Source organism: Pseudomonas sp. S30_BP2TU TE3576 (genome assembly GCF_050436025.1).
In the GTDB taxonomy this organism is placed as follows: domain Bacteria; phylum Pseudomonadota; class Gammaproteobacteria; order Pseudomonadales; family Pseudomonadaceae; genus Aquipseudomonas.
This window is the reverse complement of sequence record NZ_JBNDLK010000001.1, coordinates 1,767,920-1,785,070: the sequence shown is the minus strand read 5'-3', so window position 1 is coordinate 1,785,070 and position 17,151 is coordinate 1,767,920. Positions and strand designations below refer to the sequence as shown.

At 60.7% G+C, this 17,151-nt stretch carries 15 protein-coding genes; 7 read left to right on the top strand and 8 right to left on the bottom strand.

Translation table 11 applies throughout. The features are described 5' to 3' along the window. Positions 1-319 precede the first annotated feature (319 nt). Genes emhC through ABIA48_RS08140 form a run of 3 tightly spaced genes read right to left on the bottom strand, consistent with a single transcriptional unit; the run spans position 320 to position 6,102 of the window. On the bottom strand, positions 320-1,780 hold the full coding sequence (gene emhC, locus ABIA48_RS08150; RefSeq protein ID WP_429487814.1) for an efflux RND transporter outer membrane subunit EmhC: 1,461 nt from the start codon (positions 1,778-1,780) through the stop codon (positions 320-322). Then, positions 1,780-4,941, bottom strand: coding sequence for an efflux RND transporter permease subunit EmhB (emhB, locus tag ABIA48_RS08145; RefSeq protein WP_429487812.1), 3,162 nt, complete (start codon positions 4,939-4,941; stop codon positions 1,780-1,782). The genes emhC and emhB overlap by 1 nt, the downstream gene beginning before the upstream one ends. A 3-nt stretch (positions 4,942-4,944) precedes the next feature. After that, complete coding sequence (locus ABIA48_RS08140; RefSeq protein WP_429487810.1) at positions 4,945-6,102, bottom strand: efflux RND transporter periplasmic adaptor subunit; 1,158 nt, start codon at positions 6,100-6,102, stop codon at positions 4,945-4,947. A 277-nt stretch (positions 6,103-6,379) separates the two neighbouring features. On the opposite strand from ABIA48_RS08140, the gene emhR reads away from it, so the two are divergent. Further along, positions 6,380-7,012 carry an efflux system transcriptional repressor EmhR gene (gene emhR, locus ABIA48_RS08135; RefSeq protein ID WP_007986303.1) on the top strand — a complete coding sequence of 211 codons (633 nt, stop codon included), beginning with the start codon at positions 6,380-6,382 and terminating at the stop codon, positions 7,010-7,012. Positions 7,013-7,394: 382 nt separating this feature from the next. Here emhR and ABIA48_RS08130 read toward each other — a convergent pair whose 3' ends face one another. The 3 genes from ABIA48_RS08130 to ABIA48_RS08120 are packed head-to-tail and all read right to left on the bottom strand — an operon-like array spanning position 7,395 to position 9,967. Further along, the gene (locus ABIA48_RS08130; RefSeq protein WP_204929994.1) at positions 7,395-8,444 is read right to left on the bottom strand and encodes an alkene reductase; all 1,050 of its coding nucleotides are present in this window, start codon (positions 8,442-8,444) and stop codon (positions 7,395-7,397) included. 30 nt (positions 8,445-8,474) lie between these two features. After that, complete coding sequence (locus ABIA48_RS08125) at positions 8,475-9,641, bottom strand: MFS transporter (protein ID WP_429487808.1); 1,167 nt, start codon at positions 9,639-9,641, stop codon at positions 8,475-8,477. Positions 9,642-9,664: 23 nt separating this feature from the next. Beyond that, the gene (locus tag ABIA48_RS08120) at positions 9,665-9,967 is read right to left on the bottom strand and encodes an ArsR/SmtB family transcription factor (protein WP_007983055.1); all 303 of its coding nucleotides are present in this window, start codon (positions 9,965-9,967) and stop codon (positions 9,665-9,667) included. 170 nt (positions 9,968-10,137) lie between these two features. Here ABIA48_RS08120 and ABIA48_RS08115 point away from each other — a divergent pair, with 170 nt between their 5' ends. Further along, positions 10,138-10,716: an ACP phosphodiesterase gene (locus ABIA48_RS08115; RefSeq protein WP_429487805.1), complete on the top strand. Its 579-nt coding sequence runs from the start codon at positions 10,138-10,140 to the stop codon at positions 10,714-10,716. 108 nt (positions 10,717-10,824) lie between these two features. Here the strand turns inward: ABIA48_RS08115 and ABIA48_RS08110 are convergent, their stop codons facing one another. Together ABIA48_RS08110 and olsB are read right to left on the bottom strand one after the other, a co-directional pair. Further along, positions 10,825-11,616 (bottom strand): lysophospholipid acyltransferase family protein, encoded by a 792-nt coding sequence (locus tag ABIA48_RS08110; protein WP_007983051.1) that lies wholly within the window; start codon positions 11,614-11,616, stop codon positions 10,825-10,827. After that, positions 11,616-12,371, bottom strand: coding sequence for an L-ornithine N(alpha)-acyltransferase (gene olsB / locus ABIA48_RS08105; RefSeq protein WP_429487803.1), 756 nt, complete (start codon positions 12,369-12,371; stop codon positions 11,616-11,618). Before olsB ends, ABIA48_RS08110 begins: the two co-directional genes overlap by 1 nt. Before the next feature lie 155 nt (positions 12,372-12,526). Here olsB and ABIA48_RS08100 point away from each other — a divergent pair, with 155 nt between their 5' ends. The 5 genes from ABIA48_RS08100 (at position 12,527) to ABIA48_RS08080 (ending at position 17,019) form a co-directional block, all read left to right on the top strand. Next, the gene (locus ABIA48_RS08100) at positions 12,527-13,414 is read left to right on the top strand and encodes an acyl-CoA dehydrogenase family protein (RefSeq protein WP_429487801.1); all 888 of its coding nucleotides are present in this window, start codon (positions 12,527-12,529) and stop codon (positions 13,412-13,414) included. A gap of 165 nt (positions 13,415-13,579) precedes the next feature. After that, on the top strand, positions 13,580-14,674 hold the full coding sequence (locus ABIA48_RS08095; RefSeq protein ID WP_429487799.1) for a serine hydrolase domain-containing protein: 1,095 nt from the start codon (positions 13,580-13,582) through the stop codon (positions 14,672-14,674). Beyond that, entirely contained in the window at positions 14,671-14,994 is a 324-nt protein-coding gene (locus ABIA48_RS08090; RefSeq protein ID WP_429487797.1) for an amidase, read from the top strand. Before ABIA48_RS08095 ends, ABIA48_RS08090 begins: the two co-directional genes overlap by 4 nt. 275 nt (positions 14,995-15,269) lie before the next feature. Then, a complete protein-coding gene (locus ABIA48_RS08085; RefSeq protein WP_429487795.1) occupies positions 15,270-15,860 on the top strand; it encodes a YceI family protein in 591 nt (196 codons plus the stop codon). A 1-nt stretch (position 15,861) separates the two neighbouring features. After that, on the top strand, positions 15,862-17,019 hold the full coding sequence (locus ABIA48_RS08080) for a phospholipase D-like domain-containing protein (RefSeq protein WP_429487794.1): 1,158 nt from the start codon (positions 15,862-15,864) through the stop codon (positions 17,017-17,019). The last annotated feature ends 132 nt before the right edge of the window (positions 17,020-17,151 follow it).

The window sequence follows — 17,151 nt, the reverse complement described above, 5'->3', positions numbered from 1 at the left end:
CGGGGCGCGGGGGCATGGTGTCGAACCTGTTGTTATTGGTTTTGTGGTTCGGATGGTGCGGGGAATGGACTGGATGGTTCAATTGCTGAAAGCGGGTTTTGGGCGATTATCGAACGTAACATTGGGCAGGGTTTTGTAGTGTTTGTATGGGCCTCTTCGCGAGCAAGCCCGCTCCCACATTCGATCGTATTCTTTCTGGAGGAACTCGGTTAAATGTGGGAGCGGGCTTGCTCGCGAAGGGGCCATACCTGACACCACACCTTTTCCCGAGCCAACAAAAAGCCCACCAATCGGTGGGCTTCGTGTTTTCACAGCGCTATCAGAAATACTTCATCTTTGGCGCTTGTTCTTTCAACGGCTCGTTCTGCGCCGTTTGTTCGTTCCAGCCACCACCCAGGGCCTTGTACAGGTTGACCTGGCTGACCAGCTGCGCCAGACGGTCGGTGATCAACACTTGTTGCGCACTGAACAGCTGACGCTGGGCATCGAGGAAGGTCAGGTTGCTGTCGACGCCGATGCGGTAACGACGCTCGGCCAGGCGGTAGTACGCCTGGTTGGCACTGACGAAATCTTTCTGTGCCTGCAACTGCTGGACGTAGGTCTGGCGGGCGGCCAGGCCGTCGGCGACTTCCTGGAAAGCCGTTTGAATGGACTTCTCGTAGTTCGCCACGCCGATGTCTTTCTGGATTTTCGAGTAATCCAGGCTGGCGCTCAGGGCACCGGCGTTGAAGATCGGCAGGTTGATCTGCGGCTGGAACAGCCAGGTACCCGAACCACCCTTGAACAGGCCGGACAGGTCCGGACTCAGGGTGCCGGCATTGGCCGTCAGGCTGATGCTCGGGAAGAACGCCGCCCGCGCCGCGCCGATGTTGGCGTTGGCGGCTTTCAGGTTGTACTCGGCCTGAAGGATGTCCGGACGACGTTGCAGCAAGTCCGACGGCAGGCCGGGTGGAACGTCGCTCAGCAGATCGTCGTCAAGTGGCTTGGCCGCTTGCAGGTTGGCCGGGATGCCGGTGCCGAGTAGCAGCACCAGGCTGTTTTCATCCTGGGCAACCTGACGGGTGTACTTGGCCAGTTGTGCACGGGCGTTTTCCACCGAGGTGCGCGACTGCGCCAGGTCCAGAGCCGAGGCAACGCCGACTTCGTTGCTGCGGGCGGTGAGCTTGTAGCTCTCCTCGAAGGTGGTCAGGGTTTCCTGGGTCAGCTTGTACAGTTCCTTGTCGGCCTGCCAGGTCAGGTAGGCATTGGCCACGCTGGCCACCAGGCTGATCTGGGTGCTGCGGCGACCTTCTTCAGTGGCGAAGTACTTCTGCAACGCCTCTTCGTTCAGGCTGCGAATGCGACCAAACAGGTCGAGTTCATAGGCGCTGACCCCGACCGTGGCCGAGTAGGAACTGGTGATACCGGCTTTGCCGGTCTGCGAAGCACCCTCCGGAACCCGCTGACGGCTGCCGGTGCCGTTGGCCGAGACAGCCGGGAACAGATCGGCACGGGAGATGCGGTACTGCGCCGCAAACGCGTCGATGTTCAGGGCCGCGACGCGCAGGTCACGATTGTTTTCCAGGGCAACCTGGATCAGCTGTTGCAACGCCGGGTCATGGAAAAACTGCTTCCAGCCCTGCTCGGCGGCAGCTTGCGCCGGTGCCTGGGCCGGCGAGTACGCCAGGCCCTGCGGGTACTGGCCCGCCACCGGTGCTTCGGGCTGCTGATAATCAGGTATCAGCGAGCAGCCACCGAGCACGAAGGCGGCGACTGCCAGGGAGAGTAGCGACTTGCTCATTAGCCAGCCTCTTTAGAAGGTTCAATGGCAGCGTCCTGGTCGGCGATTTTACGCTGGCCAATGGACGACACGGTGACGAAGAACAGCGGGACCCAGAAGATCGCCAGCACAGTGGCCGTGATCATACCGCCGATCACGCCGGTACCGATTGCATGCTGGCTACCCGAACCTGCGCCTGTGGATATCGCCAGGGGTACCACGCCGAGGACGAAGGCGAGCGAGGTCATGATGATTGGTCGCAGACGCATGCGGCTGGCTTCGATTGCCGCATCGCGCAGGCTACGCCCTTGTTCGTGCAGTTCCTTGGCAAATTCGACAATCAGAATGGCGTTTTTCGCCGCCAGACCGATGGTCGTCAACAGACCTACCTGGAAGTACACGTCGTTGGACAAACCGCGCAGGCTGGTGGCCATCAATGCACCGATGATCCCCAGCGGTACGACCAACATCACTGCGATCGGAATCGACCAGCTCTCATACAACGCCGCCAGACACAGGAACACCATCAGCAGCGACAGGGCGTACAGCGCCGGTGCTTGCGAACCGGACAGACGTTCTTCGTATGACAGGCCGGTCCAGGAAATACCGACACCCGCCGGCAGTTTCCTGGCAATGGCTTCGACTTCGAGCATGGCTTCACCGGTGGAGTAACCCGGTGCCGGGGCGCCGAGGACTTCCATCGCTTCCACACCATTGTAGCGAGCCAGTTTCGGCGAACCGTAAATCCACTCGCCCTTGGCGAACGCCGAGAACGGAACCATGGTGCCGATGCTGTTGCGCACGTACCACTTCTGCAGGTCTTCAGGGTTCATTCGAGCCCCTGGCTGGCCTTGCACGTAAACCTTCTTCACGCGACCGCGGTCGATGAAGTCGTTGACGTAGCTACTGCCCAGGGCAATCGACAGGGTGTTGTTGATGTCGGCGATGGTAATGCCCAGGGCACTGGCCTTCTCGTCATCGATTTCCAGCTGATATTGCGGCTCGTCGTTCAGGCCGTTCGGACGCACCTGAGTGAGAATCTTGCTTTGTGCGGCCATACCGAGGAACTGGTTGCGCGCTTCCATCAACTTGTCGTGGCCGATACCGGCGCGGTCCTGAAGGAACACGTCGAAACCGGTGGCGTTACCCAACTCCAGTACCGCCGGTGGCGCGAAGGCGAACACCATGGCGTCACGGAAAGTGAAGAAGTGCTGTTGGGCACGGGCCGCTACCTTGAACACGTTGTTGTCGGCATTACGCTCGTCCCACGGTCTGAGCATGATGAACGCCATACCCGAACTCTGACCACGGCCGGCGAAGTTGAAGCCGGTTACGGTAAACACCGAGTTCACTGCATCGCCTTCACCGCCATCCTTGCCCGGACGCAGCAGGAATTCACGCATCTCGTCCACGACCACCTGGGTGCGCTGGGCGCTGGAGCCGGCCGGGGTTTGCACTTGGGCGAACAGTACGCCCTGGTCTTCTTCCGGCAGGAACGCCGTTGGAATGCGGGTGAACAGCCAGATCATGCCGACGATGATGATCAGGTAGGCCAGCAGGTACGGGGCCTTTTGCGCGAGCATGTTGCCCACGCCGCGCTCGTAGCTGCGTACGCCTCGGTCAAAGTTGCGGTTGAACCAGCCAAAGAAGCCGCGTTTCGGAGTGCCGTGCTCGCCTTTCGGAATCGCCTTGAGCATGGTCGCACAGAGCGCCGGGGTGAAGATCAGTGCAACCAGTACCGACAGGGCCATGGCCGAAACGATGGTGATCGAGAACTGCTTGTAGATCACGCCGGTGGAACCGCTGAAGAACGCCATTGGCAGCAGAACCGCCGACAGCACCAGGGCAATACCCACCAGTGCACCCTGAATCTGGCCCATGGATTTCTTGGTGGCTTCCTTGGGTGACAGCCCTTCTTCGCTCATCACCCGTTCGACGTTTTCCACCACGACGATGGCGTCGTCCACCAGCAAGCCGATGGCCAGTACCATACCGAACATGGTCAGGGTGTTGATGCTGAAACCGGCTGCCGCGAGGATGCCGAACGTACCGAGCAATACCACCGGCACCGTCATGGTGGTGATGATGGTGGCGCGGAAGTTCTGCAGGAACAGGAACATCACCAGGAACACCAGCACGACCGCTTCGACCAGGGTTTCAACCACACCCTTGATCGACTCGGTCACCACGGGCGTGGTGTCGTACGGGAACACTACTTCCATCCCTTGCGGGAAGAACGGCTTGAGGTTGTCGATGGTCTTGCGCAGGGCCTTGGCGGTATCCAGGGCGTTGGCGCCGGTGGCCAGTTTCACGGCCAGGCCGGAGGCCGGTGCACCGTTGAACTGGGCGTTGATGCTGTAGTTCTCACCACCCAAACCGATGTCGGCGACATCTTTCAAACGTACCTGGGAGCCATCCTTGTTGACCTTGAGCAGAATCTTGTCGAATTGCTCAGCGGTCTGCAGGCGGGTCTTGCCAATGATCGTCGCGTTCAACTGGGTGCCGGGCAGGGCCGGCAGGCCGCCGAGCTGGCCGGACGACACCTGGACGTTCTGCGCAGCGATGGCGGTTTTGGCGTCGATCGGGGTCAGGTTGTATTTGTTCAACTTGGCCGGGTCGAGCCAGATTCGCATGGCGTACTGGGAACCGAACACCTGGAAGTCGCCGACACCGGCGGTCCGCGAGATCGGGTCTTGCATGTTCGACACGATGTAGTTGGACAGGTCGTCCTTGGTCATGCTGCCGTCACGCGACACCACGCCGATCACCAACAGGAAGTTCTTCACAGCCTTGGTGACACGGATACCTTGCTGCTGCACTTCTTGCGGCAGCAGCGGGGTGGCCAGGTTCAGCTTGTTCTGGACCTGAACCTGCGCGGTATCGGAGTTGGTGCCTTGCTCGAAGGTCGCGGTAATGGTCATGGTGCCGTCGGAGTTACTTTCCGACGAGACATAACGCAGGTTGTCGATACCGTTGAGCTGCTGTTCGATCACCTGAACCACGGTGTCCTGCACGGTTTGCGCGGAAGCGCCCGGGTAGGTCACGGAGATGGCGATCGCTGGAGGCGCAATGCTCGGGTACTGGTTGATCGGCAGTTTGAGGATCGAAAGTGCCCCGACCAGCATGATCACCAGGGCAATTACCCAGGCGAAAATCGGACGGTCGATAAAGAATTTCGACATGGTTTACTCCCCTTTGCCGCTGGAAGCCTGTTCAGCTAACTTCGCGGGGGCCGGGTTCTTTGCGGCTACGTTGGTCGCTTCACTGGCCTTGACTTCGATGCCGGGTTTGACGAATTGCAGGCCTTCGGTGATCAGGCGATCGCCGGCGTTCAGGCCGTCTTCGATCAGCCATTGATTGCCCACGGTGCGGTTGGCCTTGAGGTGACGCAGTTCGACCTTGTTGTCCGGGCCGACAACCAGTGCGGTCGGGGTACCCTTGAGGTCGCGGGTCACGCCTTGCTGCGGGGCCAGGATCGCCGCGCTGTTGACACCGGCCAGCAACTTGGCGTGCACGAACATGCCTGGCAGAAGGGTGTGGTCAGGGTTCGGGAAAATGGCGCGCAGGGTGACGGAACCAGTGGTCTGGTCAACCGAGACTTCGGAGAATTCCAGCTTGCCATCCAGCTTGTACTCGCTGCCGTCTTCGAGGGTCAGTTTGACCGATGCCGCGTTATCACCAGCCTTTTGCAGGCGACCGCTTTCCAGCTCACGACGCAGTTGCAACAGCTCGACCGAGGACTGCGTCACGTCGACGTAGATCGGGTCGATCTGCTGAATCACCGCCATTGCGTCGACCTGGGCATTGCTGACCAGCGCACCTTCAGTCACTGACGAGCGGCCGATACGGCCGGTCAACGGGGCGTAGACCTTGGTGTATCGCACGTTGATCTGGGCGGTTTGCAGCGCCGCTTCCGATTGCAGGCGGTTGGCCACGGCGGTGTCGTATTCCTGACGGCTTACGGCTTGTTCGTCGACCAGTTGCTTGTAGCGGTCGGAAATCGACTTGGTCGAACGCAGGTTGGCTTCTGCGCTTTTCAGCGTCGCTTCATAGACCGACGGATCGATCTGGTACAGCTGCTGGCCGGCCTTGACGTCGCTGCCTTCCTTGAACTGACGTTTGAGAATGATGCCGTTCACCTGCGGGCGAACTTCGGCAATGCGGAACGCACTGGTACGACCTGGCAGATCGGACGTCAGGGTGAAAGCTTGCGGTTGCAGAGTCACGACGCCGACCTGAGGCGGTGGGGCGGCCGGCGCTGCCTCTTCCTTTTTGCATCCGCTGAGCAGCGATGCCAGGGCGACGGCGGCGACCAGAGCGGTAACAGCTGGCTTGAATTGCATGAAAATCCTCGGGTCAGGCGCGCTAGGTGCGCACTAGAAAGGTGGAAGGTTGAAATTTGTTTGCCGAGTGGATAAGTAGCTTGCTAAGGAATATACTTACGTACATGGCTGTTTGTAAATACCCAGGCTGCGTATCAATGTCGTTACACCGGCCGTTACACAAGCCGTTGAAAGGTTGGAATTGTAGGCCGGGGACGAGTTCCAGGAACGTTCGCTCCACTTTTATTCAGCGGATGTTCAGACATCGCTGAAGCACCCTGATTGAGGTTGTACTGCCATGGTCCGTCGTACCAAAGAGGAAGCTCAGGAAACCCGCGCACAAATTCTCGTGGCGGCCGAAAAGGCCTTTTACGAGCGAGGCGTAGCGCGTACGACCCTGGCGGATATCGCCACCCTGGCCGGCGTCACTCGTGGGGCCATTTACTGGCATTTCAGCAACAAGGCGGATCTGGTGCAGGCCATGCTCGACACCTTGCATGAGCCGCTGGAAGAAATGGCCAAGGCCAGCGAAAGCGAAGACGAGCTCGATCCCTTGGGCTGTATGCGCAAACTGTTGATTCATTTGTTTCATCAAATTGCGCTGGACCCGAAAACCCGGCGCATTAATGAGATTCTGTTTCATAAGTGCGAATTCACCGATGAAATGTGCGACCTGCGCCAACAGCGCGTGTCAGCCAGCCTCGAATGCAATGTGCGGATCGGCCTGGCCCTGAGCAATGCCGTGAATCGCGGCCAGTTGCCGGAAAACCTCGACACCGCCCGCGCCGCCATCAGCTTGCATGCTTATATTGATGGCATCCTTTACCAGTGGTTGCTGGCCCCCGACGGTTTTGAATTGCACACCGAAGCCGAGCGCTGGGTCGATACCGGTTTGGACATGCTGCGCTTGAGCCCCAGCCTGCGCAAATGAAACAAAATGCTTAATTGGCTCCGTGTATGGACTTTTTTGTCAATGCCAGTCAGTTAAGCGCCAATGCGATCTGTCGCAGCTGAAATTGCTTAACTGACTGGCATGAGCCGTAATGGGGGCTTTTATATACGCACCCTCGTCCGGATGACAGATAGCAAGCTCAGTATTTTGTAGGGATTTTGTGTCGAGACTGTGCGAAATCCATTTAGACCTTGTGGGAGCGGGCTTGCTCGCGAAAGCGGTGTGTCATTAAACATCTATGTCGGCTGATACACCGCCTTCGCGAGCAAGCCCGCTCCCACAGTGGATAGTGTCAAACCGTCAGGTATAAAAAAGCCCCGACTCTTTCGAGTCGGGGCTTTTGCGTTTCAACCGTTGCTGATTACAGCGCCGGATAGTCGATGTAACCGACCGGGCCCTTGGCGTAGAACAGTTCCGGACGCGCTTCGTTCAGCGGCGCGTCAGCCTGCAAACGTGCCGGCAGGTCCGGGTTGGCAATGAAGGGTACGCCGAAGGCGACCGCATCGGCCTTGCCGCTGGCGAGCAACGCATTGGCGCTGTCCTTGGTGAAACGCTCATTGGCAATGTAGGGGCCGCCGAAGGCTTCCTTCAGTTGTGGGCCGAGGCTGTCTGCACCTTCTTTCTCGCGCGAGCAGATGAAGGCGATGCCACGTTTGCCCAGTTCGCGAGCGACGTAGGTGAAGGTTTCGGCCAGGTTGTCATCGCCCATGTCATGCAGGTCGGCGCGTGGCGACAGGTGCACACCTACACGGCCGGCGCCCCAGATTTCGATGGCGGCGTCGGTTACTTCCAGCAGCAGGCGGGCACGGTTTTCCAGGGAGCCGCCATAGTTGTCGGTGCGCTGGTTGGTGCTGCTTTGCAGGAACTGGTCGAGCAGGTAACCGTTGGCGGCATGGATTTCCACACCGTCGAAGCCGGCGGCCTTGGCGTTCTCGGCACCGACGCGGTAAGCGTCGACGATATCGGCGATTTCAGCGGTTTCCAGGGCGCGCGGAACAGGGAAGTCGGCCAGCGGACGAACCAGGCTGACGTGGCCCTTGGGCTGGATGGCACTCGGGGCGACCGGGGCTTCACCGTTCAGGTACAAACCGTGGGAAATGCGACCCACGTGCCACAACTGCAGGAAGATTTTGCCGCCCGCGCCATGGATTGCCTTGGTCACGTTGGACCAGCCACGTACCTGATCATTGGACCAGATGCCCGGGGTGTCCGGGTAGCCGACGCCCATCGGCGTCACCGAAGTGGCCTCGCTGAGAATCAGCCCGGCGGACGCACGCTGCACGTAGTACTCGGCCATCAGCGCGTTGGGTACGCGGCCTTCGTCGGCGCGGCAGCGGGTCAGTGGTGCCATGATGATGCGGTTGGCCAACTCGAGGTCGCCCAGTTTGATCGGATCGAAAATAGACGTCATTTATTGCAGCCCTCGTGAGGTAATGGTTGATCAGTTGGTAGCAGGTGCCAGCTCGGGATTGCCGCTCTGGCGGAAAGTAATCAGGGTGACCAGCAGGGCGAGTACCGCCAGTGCAGCCGCGGCGAGCGGCACGCTGGTCAGGCCGAAGCCGTGGGCGATCACACTGCCGCCGACCCAGGCACCCAGGGCGTTGCCGATGTTGAAAGCGCCGATGTTCAGGGTCGACACCAGGTTCGGTGCGGCTTTGCCGAAAGTCACCACGTTCACTTGCAGTGCCGGTACGGCGGCGAAGCACGCGGTGGCCCAGAGGAACAGGGTGATTTCGGTCGGGATCAGCGCGACGCTGGTCCAGGTCAGCACGGTGGACACCACGGCCATGGTGATGAACACGCCGATCAGCGTCGCGGCCATGCCTTTATCGGCCAGCTTGCCGCCGATGATGTTGCCGACCGTCAGGCCCAGGCCGATGAGCATCAGGGTCCAGGTCACGCCACGGGGCGAGACACCGGTGACTTCGCCGAGCAGCGGCGCGACGTAGGTAAACAGGGTGAACACCGAGGCGGCGAACAGCGAAGTCATGCTCAGGGACAGCCAGATGCCGCCACCCTTGAGTGCGGCCAGTTCGGCGCGCATGTCGAGTTTTTCTTCATCGCGCTTGGCCGGCAGGAAGCGGATCAGACCGACCAGCGCAATCACACCGATCGCGGTCACCGCCCAGAAGGTCGAACGCCAACCGGCTTCCTGGCCGAGGGCGGTACCCAGCGGTACGCCAAGGACGTTGGCCAGGGTCAGTCCGGTGAACATCAGGGCCACGGCCGATGCGCGTTTGTTGGCCGGCACCAGGCCAGCCGCCACCACCGAACCGATGCCGAAGAAAGCACCGTGGCACAGGGCGGTGACCACGCGGGCGAACATCAGCACGTTGTAGTCGCCGGCCACCGCGCAGAGCAGGTTGCCAACAATGAAGATGCCCATCAACGCCACCAGGGCGGCCTTGCGCGGCAGCCGGGCGGTGGCCAGCGCCATGAACGGCGCACCGATGGCCACGCCCAGGGCGTAACCGGTCACCAGCCAGCCGGCACCGGGAATCGACACCCCGAGGTCAGCCGCCACGTTGGGCAGCAGGCCCATGATGACGAACTCGGTGGTACCGATGGCGAAGGCGCTCAAGGCCAGGATGAGTAGCGAGAGGGGCATTGTTTAATTCCTTTTCGGCTGGATCAGAGCTCTTTACTGAAGGTTTTGAGGAACTCCTGAATGGTTTCCTCATTGCGTTTGAAAAAATGCCACTGGCCGACTTTGCGGCTGCTGATCAGGCCGGCGCGTTGCAGGGTCGCCAGGTGTGCGGACACCGTGGACTGCGACAGACCGCAACGTTGATCGATCTGCCCGGCGCAAACGCCGTGCTCGTTACTGTGGGACTGGTCGGGAAATTCGACGGTCGGGTCCTTGAGCCAGTGCAGGATTTCTCGCCGTACTGGGTGTGCCAGGGCTTTTATTATTTCGTCGAGATTGATGGTCATGATGTGGGCTCGTGATGTTTAAAACGCTATATCGCGATGAGGCGAACTTTAAATCGGTATTTCGCGATATACAAATATGATTTGGCTCTGACCCGCTCACATTTCGGTATATCGGGTTATAACGATACGGTGAGTGTAACAATACAAGGGGGCGGTGCTAAGCTGCGCCCATGAACTATCTCGCACATCTTCACCTCGGTGGCCAGCGTCCCGGCCAATTGCTCGGCAGTCTGTATGGCGATTTCGTCAAGGGACGGCTGCAAGGGCAGTTCGCTGCGGAAATCGAAGGGGCCATCCAGTTGCACCGCAGTATCGACGTGTTCACCGATCGCCATCCGCAGGTGGACATCGCGTTGTCGCGTTTCTCCCTGACCCGTCGTCGCTACGCGGGGATCGTGCTCGACGTGTTTTTCGACCATTGTCTGGCCCGGGACTGGACGCTGTATGCCGATCGGCCCCTGGCGTTGTTCACCTCGGATGTTTACCGGGTGCTGTCCAGCGAGCGGCAATTGCCGGAACGACTGGCGAAGATTGCGCCGCACATGGTGGCCAATGACTGGTTGGGTTCATATCAGGAATTCGAAGTGCTGGAGCAGGTGCTGAGCGGGATCTCGCGGCGCCTGACCCGGCCGGAGGAACTGGCGGCGGCGATGCAGGAGTTGCGGCGGTTGTATGAACCGTTGAGCGAGGACTTTCGGTTGTTCTATCCGCAGCTGCAGGCTTTTGCCCGGAACTACCCAACACCATAAAACCCGTGTGGGAGCGGGCTTGCTCGCGAAGGCGGTGTATCAGCTGACATCTGAGCTGAATGACAGACCGCATTCGCGAGCAAGCCCGCTCCCACAGGGGATCTGTGTTTATGCTGCGATAGCGGGGCGCATCGGTGCTCGCTGAGGTTCAACGACAGCCCCGAACAACGCCTTCTGCACCGCCTGTTGTGCCTCGAACGCCAGCGCCGCACGTTCTCGACCTTCGCAAGCAATTGGCTTGAGCAGATGAATCTCTACACCACCGCGATCATTGGCAAACAGCCGCATCAAGTGCGAGAGCAAATCATCGTCGCCAATGAACGGTGCCAGCGTGCAGGGCTCGCCGTCGCGTACATAACGGATCGCCACCGGCTGCATCGCCACTTCGGAATCGATGGCGGCGGACAGCAGGCGACCATGGAAGGTGCGCAGCGAACGACCATCAGTGGTAGTGCCTTCCGGGAACATCAGCAGTGGGTAGGCTTGTTCCAGGTGGCGAGTCATCTGCTTGCGGATCAACTGGCTGTCACCCGAGCCACGGCGGATAAACAGGCTGCCGGCCTTGGCCGCCAACCAGCCGGCCACCGGCCAGGTGCGCACTTCGGCTTTGGACAGGAACGACAGCGGCGTGAGCATGCCCAGCAGCGGGATGTCGGTCCAGGACACATGGTTGCTGACCCAGAGCATCGGTGTCTTCGGCAGCTCGCCGTGGACGGTCACGTCAAAGGGCAGGGCGTTGCTCAGGCGGGCCATGAAAAACCGCGACCAGCGCTGACGACGCGCCATCGAATGGGCCAGGCCCAGGCGTTCGAACACCCCGAACACACTGGCCATGCCCAGGCCCAGCGTCACCACCATCAGCACTCGCGCGATTCGCGCGTACACCCGCAACCGGCTCATTACACAGCCGCCTTGAAGTGTTTGGCGTAGCGCGGGCAGAGTTCGTCGCGTTTGAGCAGGATGAACACGTCGGCGACCTGGAAGTCTTCGTCCCAGCAGGGCTCGCCGCAGATCTTCGCGCCCAGGCGCATGTAGGCCTTGAGCAGCGGTGGCATTTCAGCAATCACGTTGGACGGGATGTCCAGGCTCGGCAGTGGATTTTTCGGCTCGGCGCGCAGGTGTTCGGTGCACAGGTAGCGTTCGCGCAGACGCTGCATGATCGCGTGGGCCTGCACGCCGCCATCCAGCATCGGAATGCTCGCGCAACCCATCAGGTAGCTGTAGCCGCCCTGGTTCAGGACTTCGGCCAGTTCGCCCCAGAGCACGGCGATGGTGCCGCCGTTACGGTAGGCCGGGTCGACGCAGGTACGGCCGATTTCCAGGATCGGGCCTTTAAGGTGTACCAGGCCGTGGAGGCTGAATTCTTCTTCACTGTAAAACTTGCCCAGGCTGCTGGCAGCCGTGTGGTCGAGCAAACGGGTGGTCGCCACCAGGCGCCCGGTGTTCAGGTCACGCACACCGATGTGGGCGCAGTGAACGTCATAGTCATCCATGTCCAGACCCAGCTCAGCACCCTTGAGCTTGGCGTTGAATTCGCCGCTGAACACGTTGAAACGCAAGGCCTGGGCCTCCTGCAACGCCTCGGCGCCGACCAGACGTTCGGCTTGCAGGCGGCGTTCATTGCCGGTGTCGCGGATGCGGGCGATCTGAGTCATGGCGATTCTCCGTGCGGGCTGCTCACCCGTCTTTGGGTTACAGCGGATCGACTTTCTTTATCTAGCCGTGTTGTGCAAAGTCAGGCTATGTAGCCCCGGTGTCATCGCCATTAAGCTTTGGTGATGCTTATATGACAGCCCTCGAGGAGCCTCTTATGCCCTGGCAAACTCTATTGAACCGCCGTGATCGCTTGCCCGCGAACCCGGATCTGGCTGAAGGTTTCGCGACCTTGTTGCAGCAGTTGGGCACGGTCACGCCGTTTGAATTGGCCGTGCTCGGCGGGCGGTTGATGGCGACGCCGGGGCTGGCGTTTCTGGTGGGATATCAAGCGGCATTGCGCATGCTCTGGCCGAGCGCGCCACTGAGCCTCGGCGCGCTGTGCGCCACCGAACAGCGCAGCCTGCGCCCGGCCGACATGCAAACCCGACTGAGCGGTTTGCGCCTGAGCGGACGCAAGGACTTCGTCACCGCCGGCGATGCCGCCGACTGGTTGCTGGTGGCGGCGCGTAACGAAGAGCCCGGTGCCGATTCACGCTTGAGCCTGGCAGTGATCTATCGCGATGAACCGGGTGTGCGGGTGGAAAAGCTGGCGCCGATTGCGTTGATACCGGATATCAGCCACGGCCGATTGTTTCTGGATAACGCCTTGTGCGAGTTGCTGGCGGGAGATGGCTGGGAGGCTTACGTCAAACCGTTTCGCACCCTGGAAGACATCTATGTGCTGAGTGCGATGACGGCGTGGTTGTACGGCATCGGCCAGGAGTGCGGTTGGCCACAAGGCTTGCAACTGCGATTGCTGGCTTTGCTGGCGGGGTGTGCGGAAGTCAGTCGGCAAGCGCCGACGAGTTCGGCCGGGCATGTGTTGCTCGGCGGGTTGTTTGCGCAGTTCGAGGGGCTCAAGGCTGAGGTGAATGAGGCACTGGCTGGAGGACCTCCGGAGTGGGCGACGATGTGGCAGCGCGATCAAGCGGTGATGGCGTTGGCGGCGGGGGCTCGGGGGAAGAGGTTGGCCAAGGCATTGGCGGAATCTTCACTGTCCTGACTGGCCTCTTCGCGAGCAAGCTCGCTCCCACAATGGATCTTTGGTATGAGCGAGATCCCTGTGGGAGCGGGCTTGCCCGCGAAGACGGACTGATTGGCAGCACAAATTTCTGAACTGTCATCAACCTCGACTAGGCTCAGCAGGTTCAATCTCCGAGCCCCCGCCATGCCCAAAGGCTTGTCCCTGATTTTCCTGCTGTTGCTCAGCTTCACGGCCCACGCCGAAAACTGGCCCGCCGAGCAATGGCCGACCGCCCCGACGCCTGCCGGTCCGGCGCTTCAAGCCCTGGAGGCTTACGCCTTCCCATCCCGCGATGACACCACTCGCCAGGGCATTCGCACCGATGCCTTGCTGGTGATCCGCGACGGCCAGTTGATCTACGAACGCTACGCCGGACCGACGACGGCCGAGACACCGCACCTGACCTGGTCGATCAGCAAAAGCCTGATGGCCACTGTCCTTGGCGTGGCCTACGGCGAAGGGCTGTTCAAGTTGCAGGATCCGGTGCAGAAATTTTATCCGCCGCTGCAAAAACACCCCTCGACGACCATGGCCGACTTGTTGCACTGGGCCTCGGGCATCGACTGGCAGGAAGACTACGAATACGCACCGCTGAAATCTTCGGTGGTAGCCATGCTCTACACCCGCGGTCACCGCGACATGGCCGCGTTTACTGCGGCGCATGCTGAGTACGCGGCGCCGGGCCAGGCATTTCGCTACTCCAGCGGTGACAGCAATCTGTTGTCCGCTGCATTGAAAAACATCGTCGGCCCCGGCCGCTATCCCGACTATCCGTGGACTGCGTTGTTCGAGCCGCTGGGCATTCGCCATGCCGTCTGGGAAACCGATGCCACGGGCACTTTCGTTGCTTCGTCCTATGCCTATCTCACTGCAAGGGATCTGGCCCGGGTCGGTCTGTTGATGGCCCGCGATGGTCGCTGGGCAGACAAGCAACTGCTGCCCAAGGACTGGGTGGCGTTCAATCGCGAGCCGTTCGCGCGCTATCACGCCCATGAAGACGATGCCGTCCCCGGTGGCCAGTGGTGGCTCAATCGAGCCGTTGAGGGGGCAGCGCGCCCCTGGCCCGACGCCCCCGTCGACACCTTCGCCGCACTGGGGCATTGGGGGCAGGCGATGTATGTGATCCCCAGCGAACACTTGGTGATCGTGCGCTTCGGCGATGACCGCGATAGCAGTTACCGGCACAACGAATTGCTTCAACGCGCGCTCAAGGCGTTTGCCGGGAAGGTGCAGCCATGATCCATTTCCTTCGCCGCCGACCGTTCGGTTCGCTGTTGCTGATTCTGCTGGTTGCCTTGCTCGGCTGGATCTGGCACGAGCGGACGGCCCTGTGGGCGTTCCCCGACATCATCAGCGCTTACACCGCCAAGGAATATTGCTCGTGCCGCTATGTGATGGGTAACGACACCGGGTACTGCCACCGCTATGTGAAGCAGTGGCTGCCCGCCAGCGGCTTTACCGATGACGCTGCCGGCAAGCGAGTCACGGTCAGCGGCATGGGCCGCAGCAACAGCGCCGTGTGGATCGGTGAGCGCCAGGGCTGTCGCTTGCAGCCCTGACTGCGCTGAAGTTTTGAGGCCCGGGCGATGGCCCTTTGTGGCGAGGGGGCTTGCCCCCGTTCGACTGCGTAGCAGTCGCAAAACCTGCAATCGCGATTTGTCTGATGGAACTCATTGCATGGTTTTTGGACCGCTTCGCGCTCCAACGGGGGCAAGCCCCCTCGCCACTAAAACTCACTTGCCACAGAGAATGTGCTCAAAGGGCAACAGAAAGTTTGCAACCTGTGACAAGCCAGTTAAGGTTCAGCACAGGTTTATCTGCCCCACGAGTCTCTATGTTCAAGCGCTCCACCCTCCAAACCCTCGCTTTCCTGTTGCTGGCCGGTGCTGCGTTGTCGGCCCGTGCCGATTGGTACCTGGATGGCGAGTCTTCACGCCTGTCGTTTGTCAGCACCAAAAACGCCAATGTTTCCGAAGTGCAGCGCTTTCTGGTGCTGCACGGCAAAGTCGACCCCGAAGGGCTGGCGCAGGTAGAAGTCGAGCTGGAGTCGATCAACAGCGGCATCCCGTTGCGCGATGAACGCATGCGCAAGGAACTGTTCCAGATCGAACAGTTTCCCGACGCCATGATCACCACGAAAATCGATCTGCGCCCGATCAACGACCTGGCTCCCGGCGCGCAGCTGGAATTACGCCTGCCGCTGACCGTCGACCTGCATGGCAAACAACACGAGTACCACGCCGAACTGCTGGCGACCCGTCTCGATGACCGGCGCTTCCAGGTGGTGACCCTCGAACCGCTGGTGATCAACGCCGAAGATTTCGATCTGGCGCCCGGCCTGGAAACGTTGCGCAAAATGGCCGGTTTATCGGCGATCAGTCTTTCAGTGCCGGTGAGTGCGGTGCTGATTTTCACGGCGCGTTGAGATGGCCGGAGCGATTTTTCCCTGGCGTGAAGGCAACCACTTCGAACTGCTGGTCGATGGTCCGCAGTTCTTCCCGCGCATGTTGGTGGCGATTGCCCGCGCCGAAGAACAGGTTGAGCTGGAGTTGTATCTGGTGGAGGCCGGCGCTTGTGCCGAGGCCATGGTCCAGGCATTGGTTCAGGCCGCCGAACGCGGGGTGCGGGTGCGCTGCCTGTTCGATGATTACGGCAGCCTCGCCTTTACCCTGACCTTGCGTCAACGACTGATGGCCGCCGGAGTGGAGTTGCGTTTCTACAATCGCCTGAGCTGGCGGCGCTGGGTCGGCAACTTCTACCGCGATCACCGCAAATTGTTGCTGGTGGACCAGAGCCTGGCGGTCGTCGGTGGCACCGGTGTCACTGACGAGTTCTGGACCCCGGGGGAAGACGTCAGCGAATGGCATGAGGTGATGGTGGAAATCACCGGGCCGCTGGTGCTCGACTGGCAGTTGCTGTTCGACCGCCAATGGATCGCCAACCGCCATCGCCGCGCCTGGCGACCGGCCTCGCATTTCGGCTTGCCGCGCCTGCCACGGGTGCCGTCGATGGGCAAGGGCATGGGCCGGGTGGCCTACGCCGACGCCCGCCAGCACCGGGACATTCTGCAATCGCTGGTACGCGCCTTGAACAGCGGCCATCGACGAATCTGGCTGGCCACGCCGTACTTTTTGCCGACCTGGAAAGTTCGCCGCTCCCTGCGCCGGGCGGCTGCCCGTGGCGTCGATGTGCGTTTGCTGCTGACCGGCCCTCGTACCGATCACCCGTCCGTGCGCTACGCCGGGCATCGTTACTACCCGCGACTGCTCAAGGCCGGGGTGAAGATTTTCGAGTACCAGCCGTGTTTCCTGCACCTGAAAATGGTCTTGATCGATGATTGGGTGAGCATCGGCTCGTGCAACTTCGATCACTGGAATCTGCGCTTCAACCTGGAAGCCAATCTGGAAGCCCTGGACCCCGGGTTGACCCGGTCGGTGGCGGCGAGTTTCGAACGGGATTTTGGCTTGAGTGAGCGAGTCAGCCTGGAGGAATGGCAACGCCGGCCATTGTGGCGGCGGGTCAAGCAGCGGGTGTGGGGATGGGTGGATCGGGTGGTGGTGAACCTGCTGGATCGGCGCGGTTGATCCCAAACTTTCAAACACCAGAAACCTAATGTGGGAGCGGGCTTGCTCGCGAAGACGGAGTGTCAGTCAATGATGATGGCGACTGACAGACCGCCTTCGCGAGCAAGCCCGCTCCCACAGGTACTTCATGCA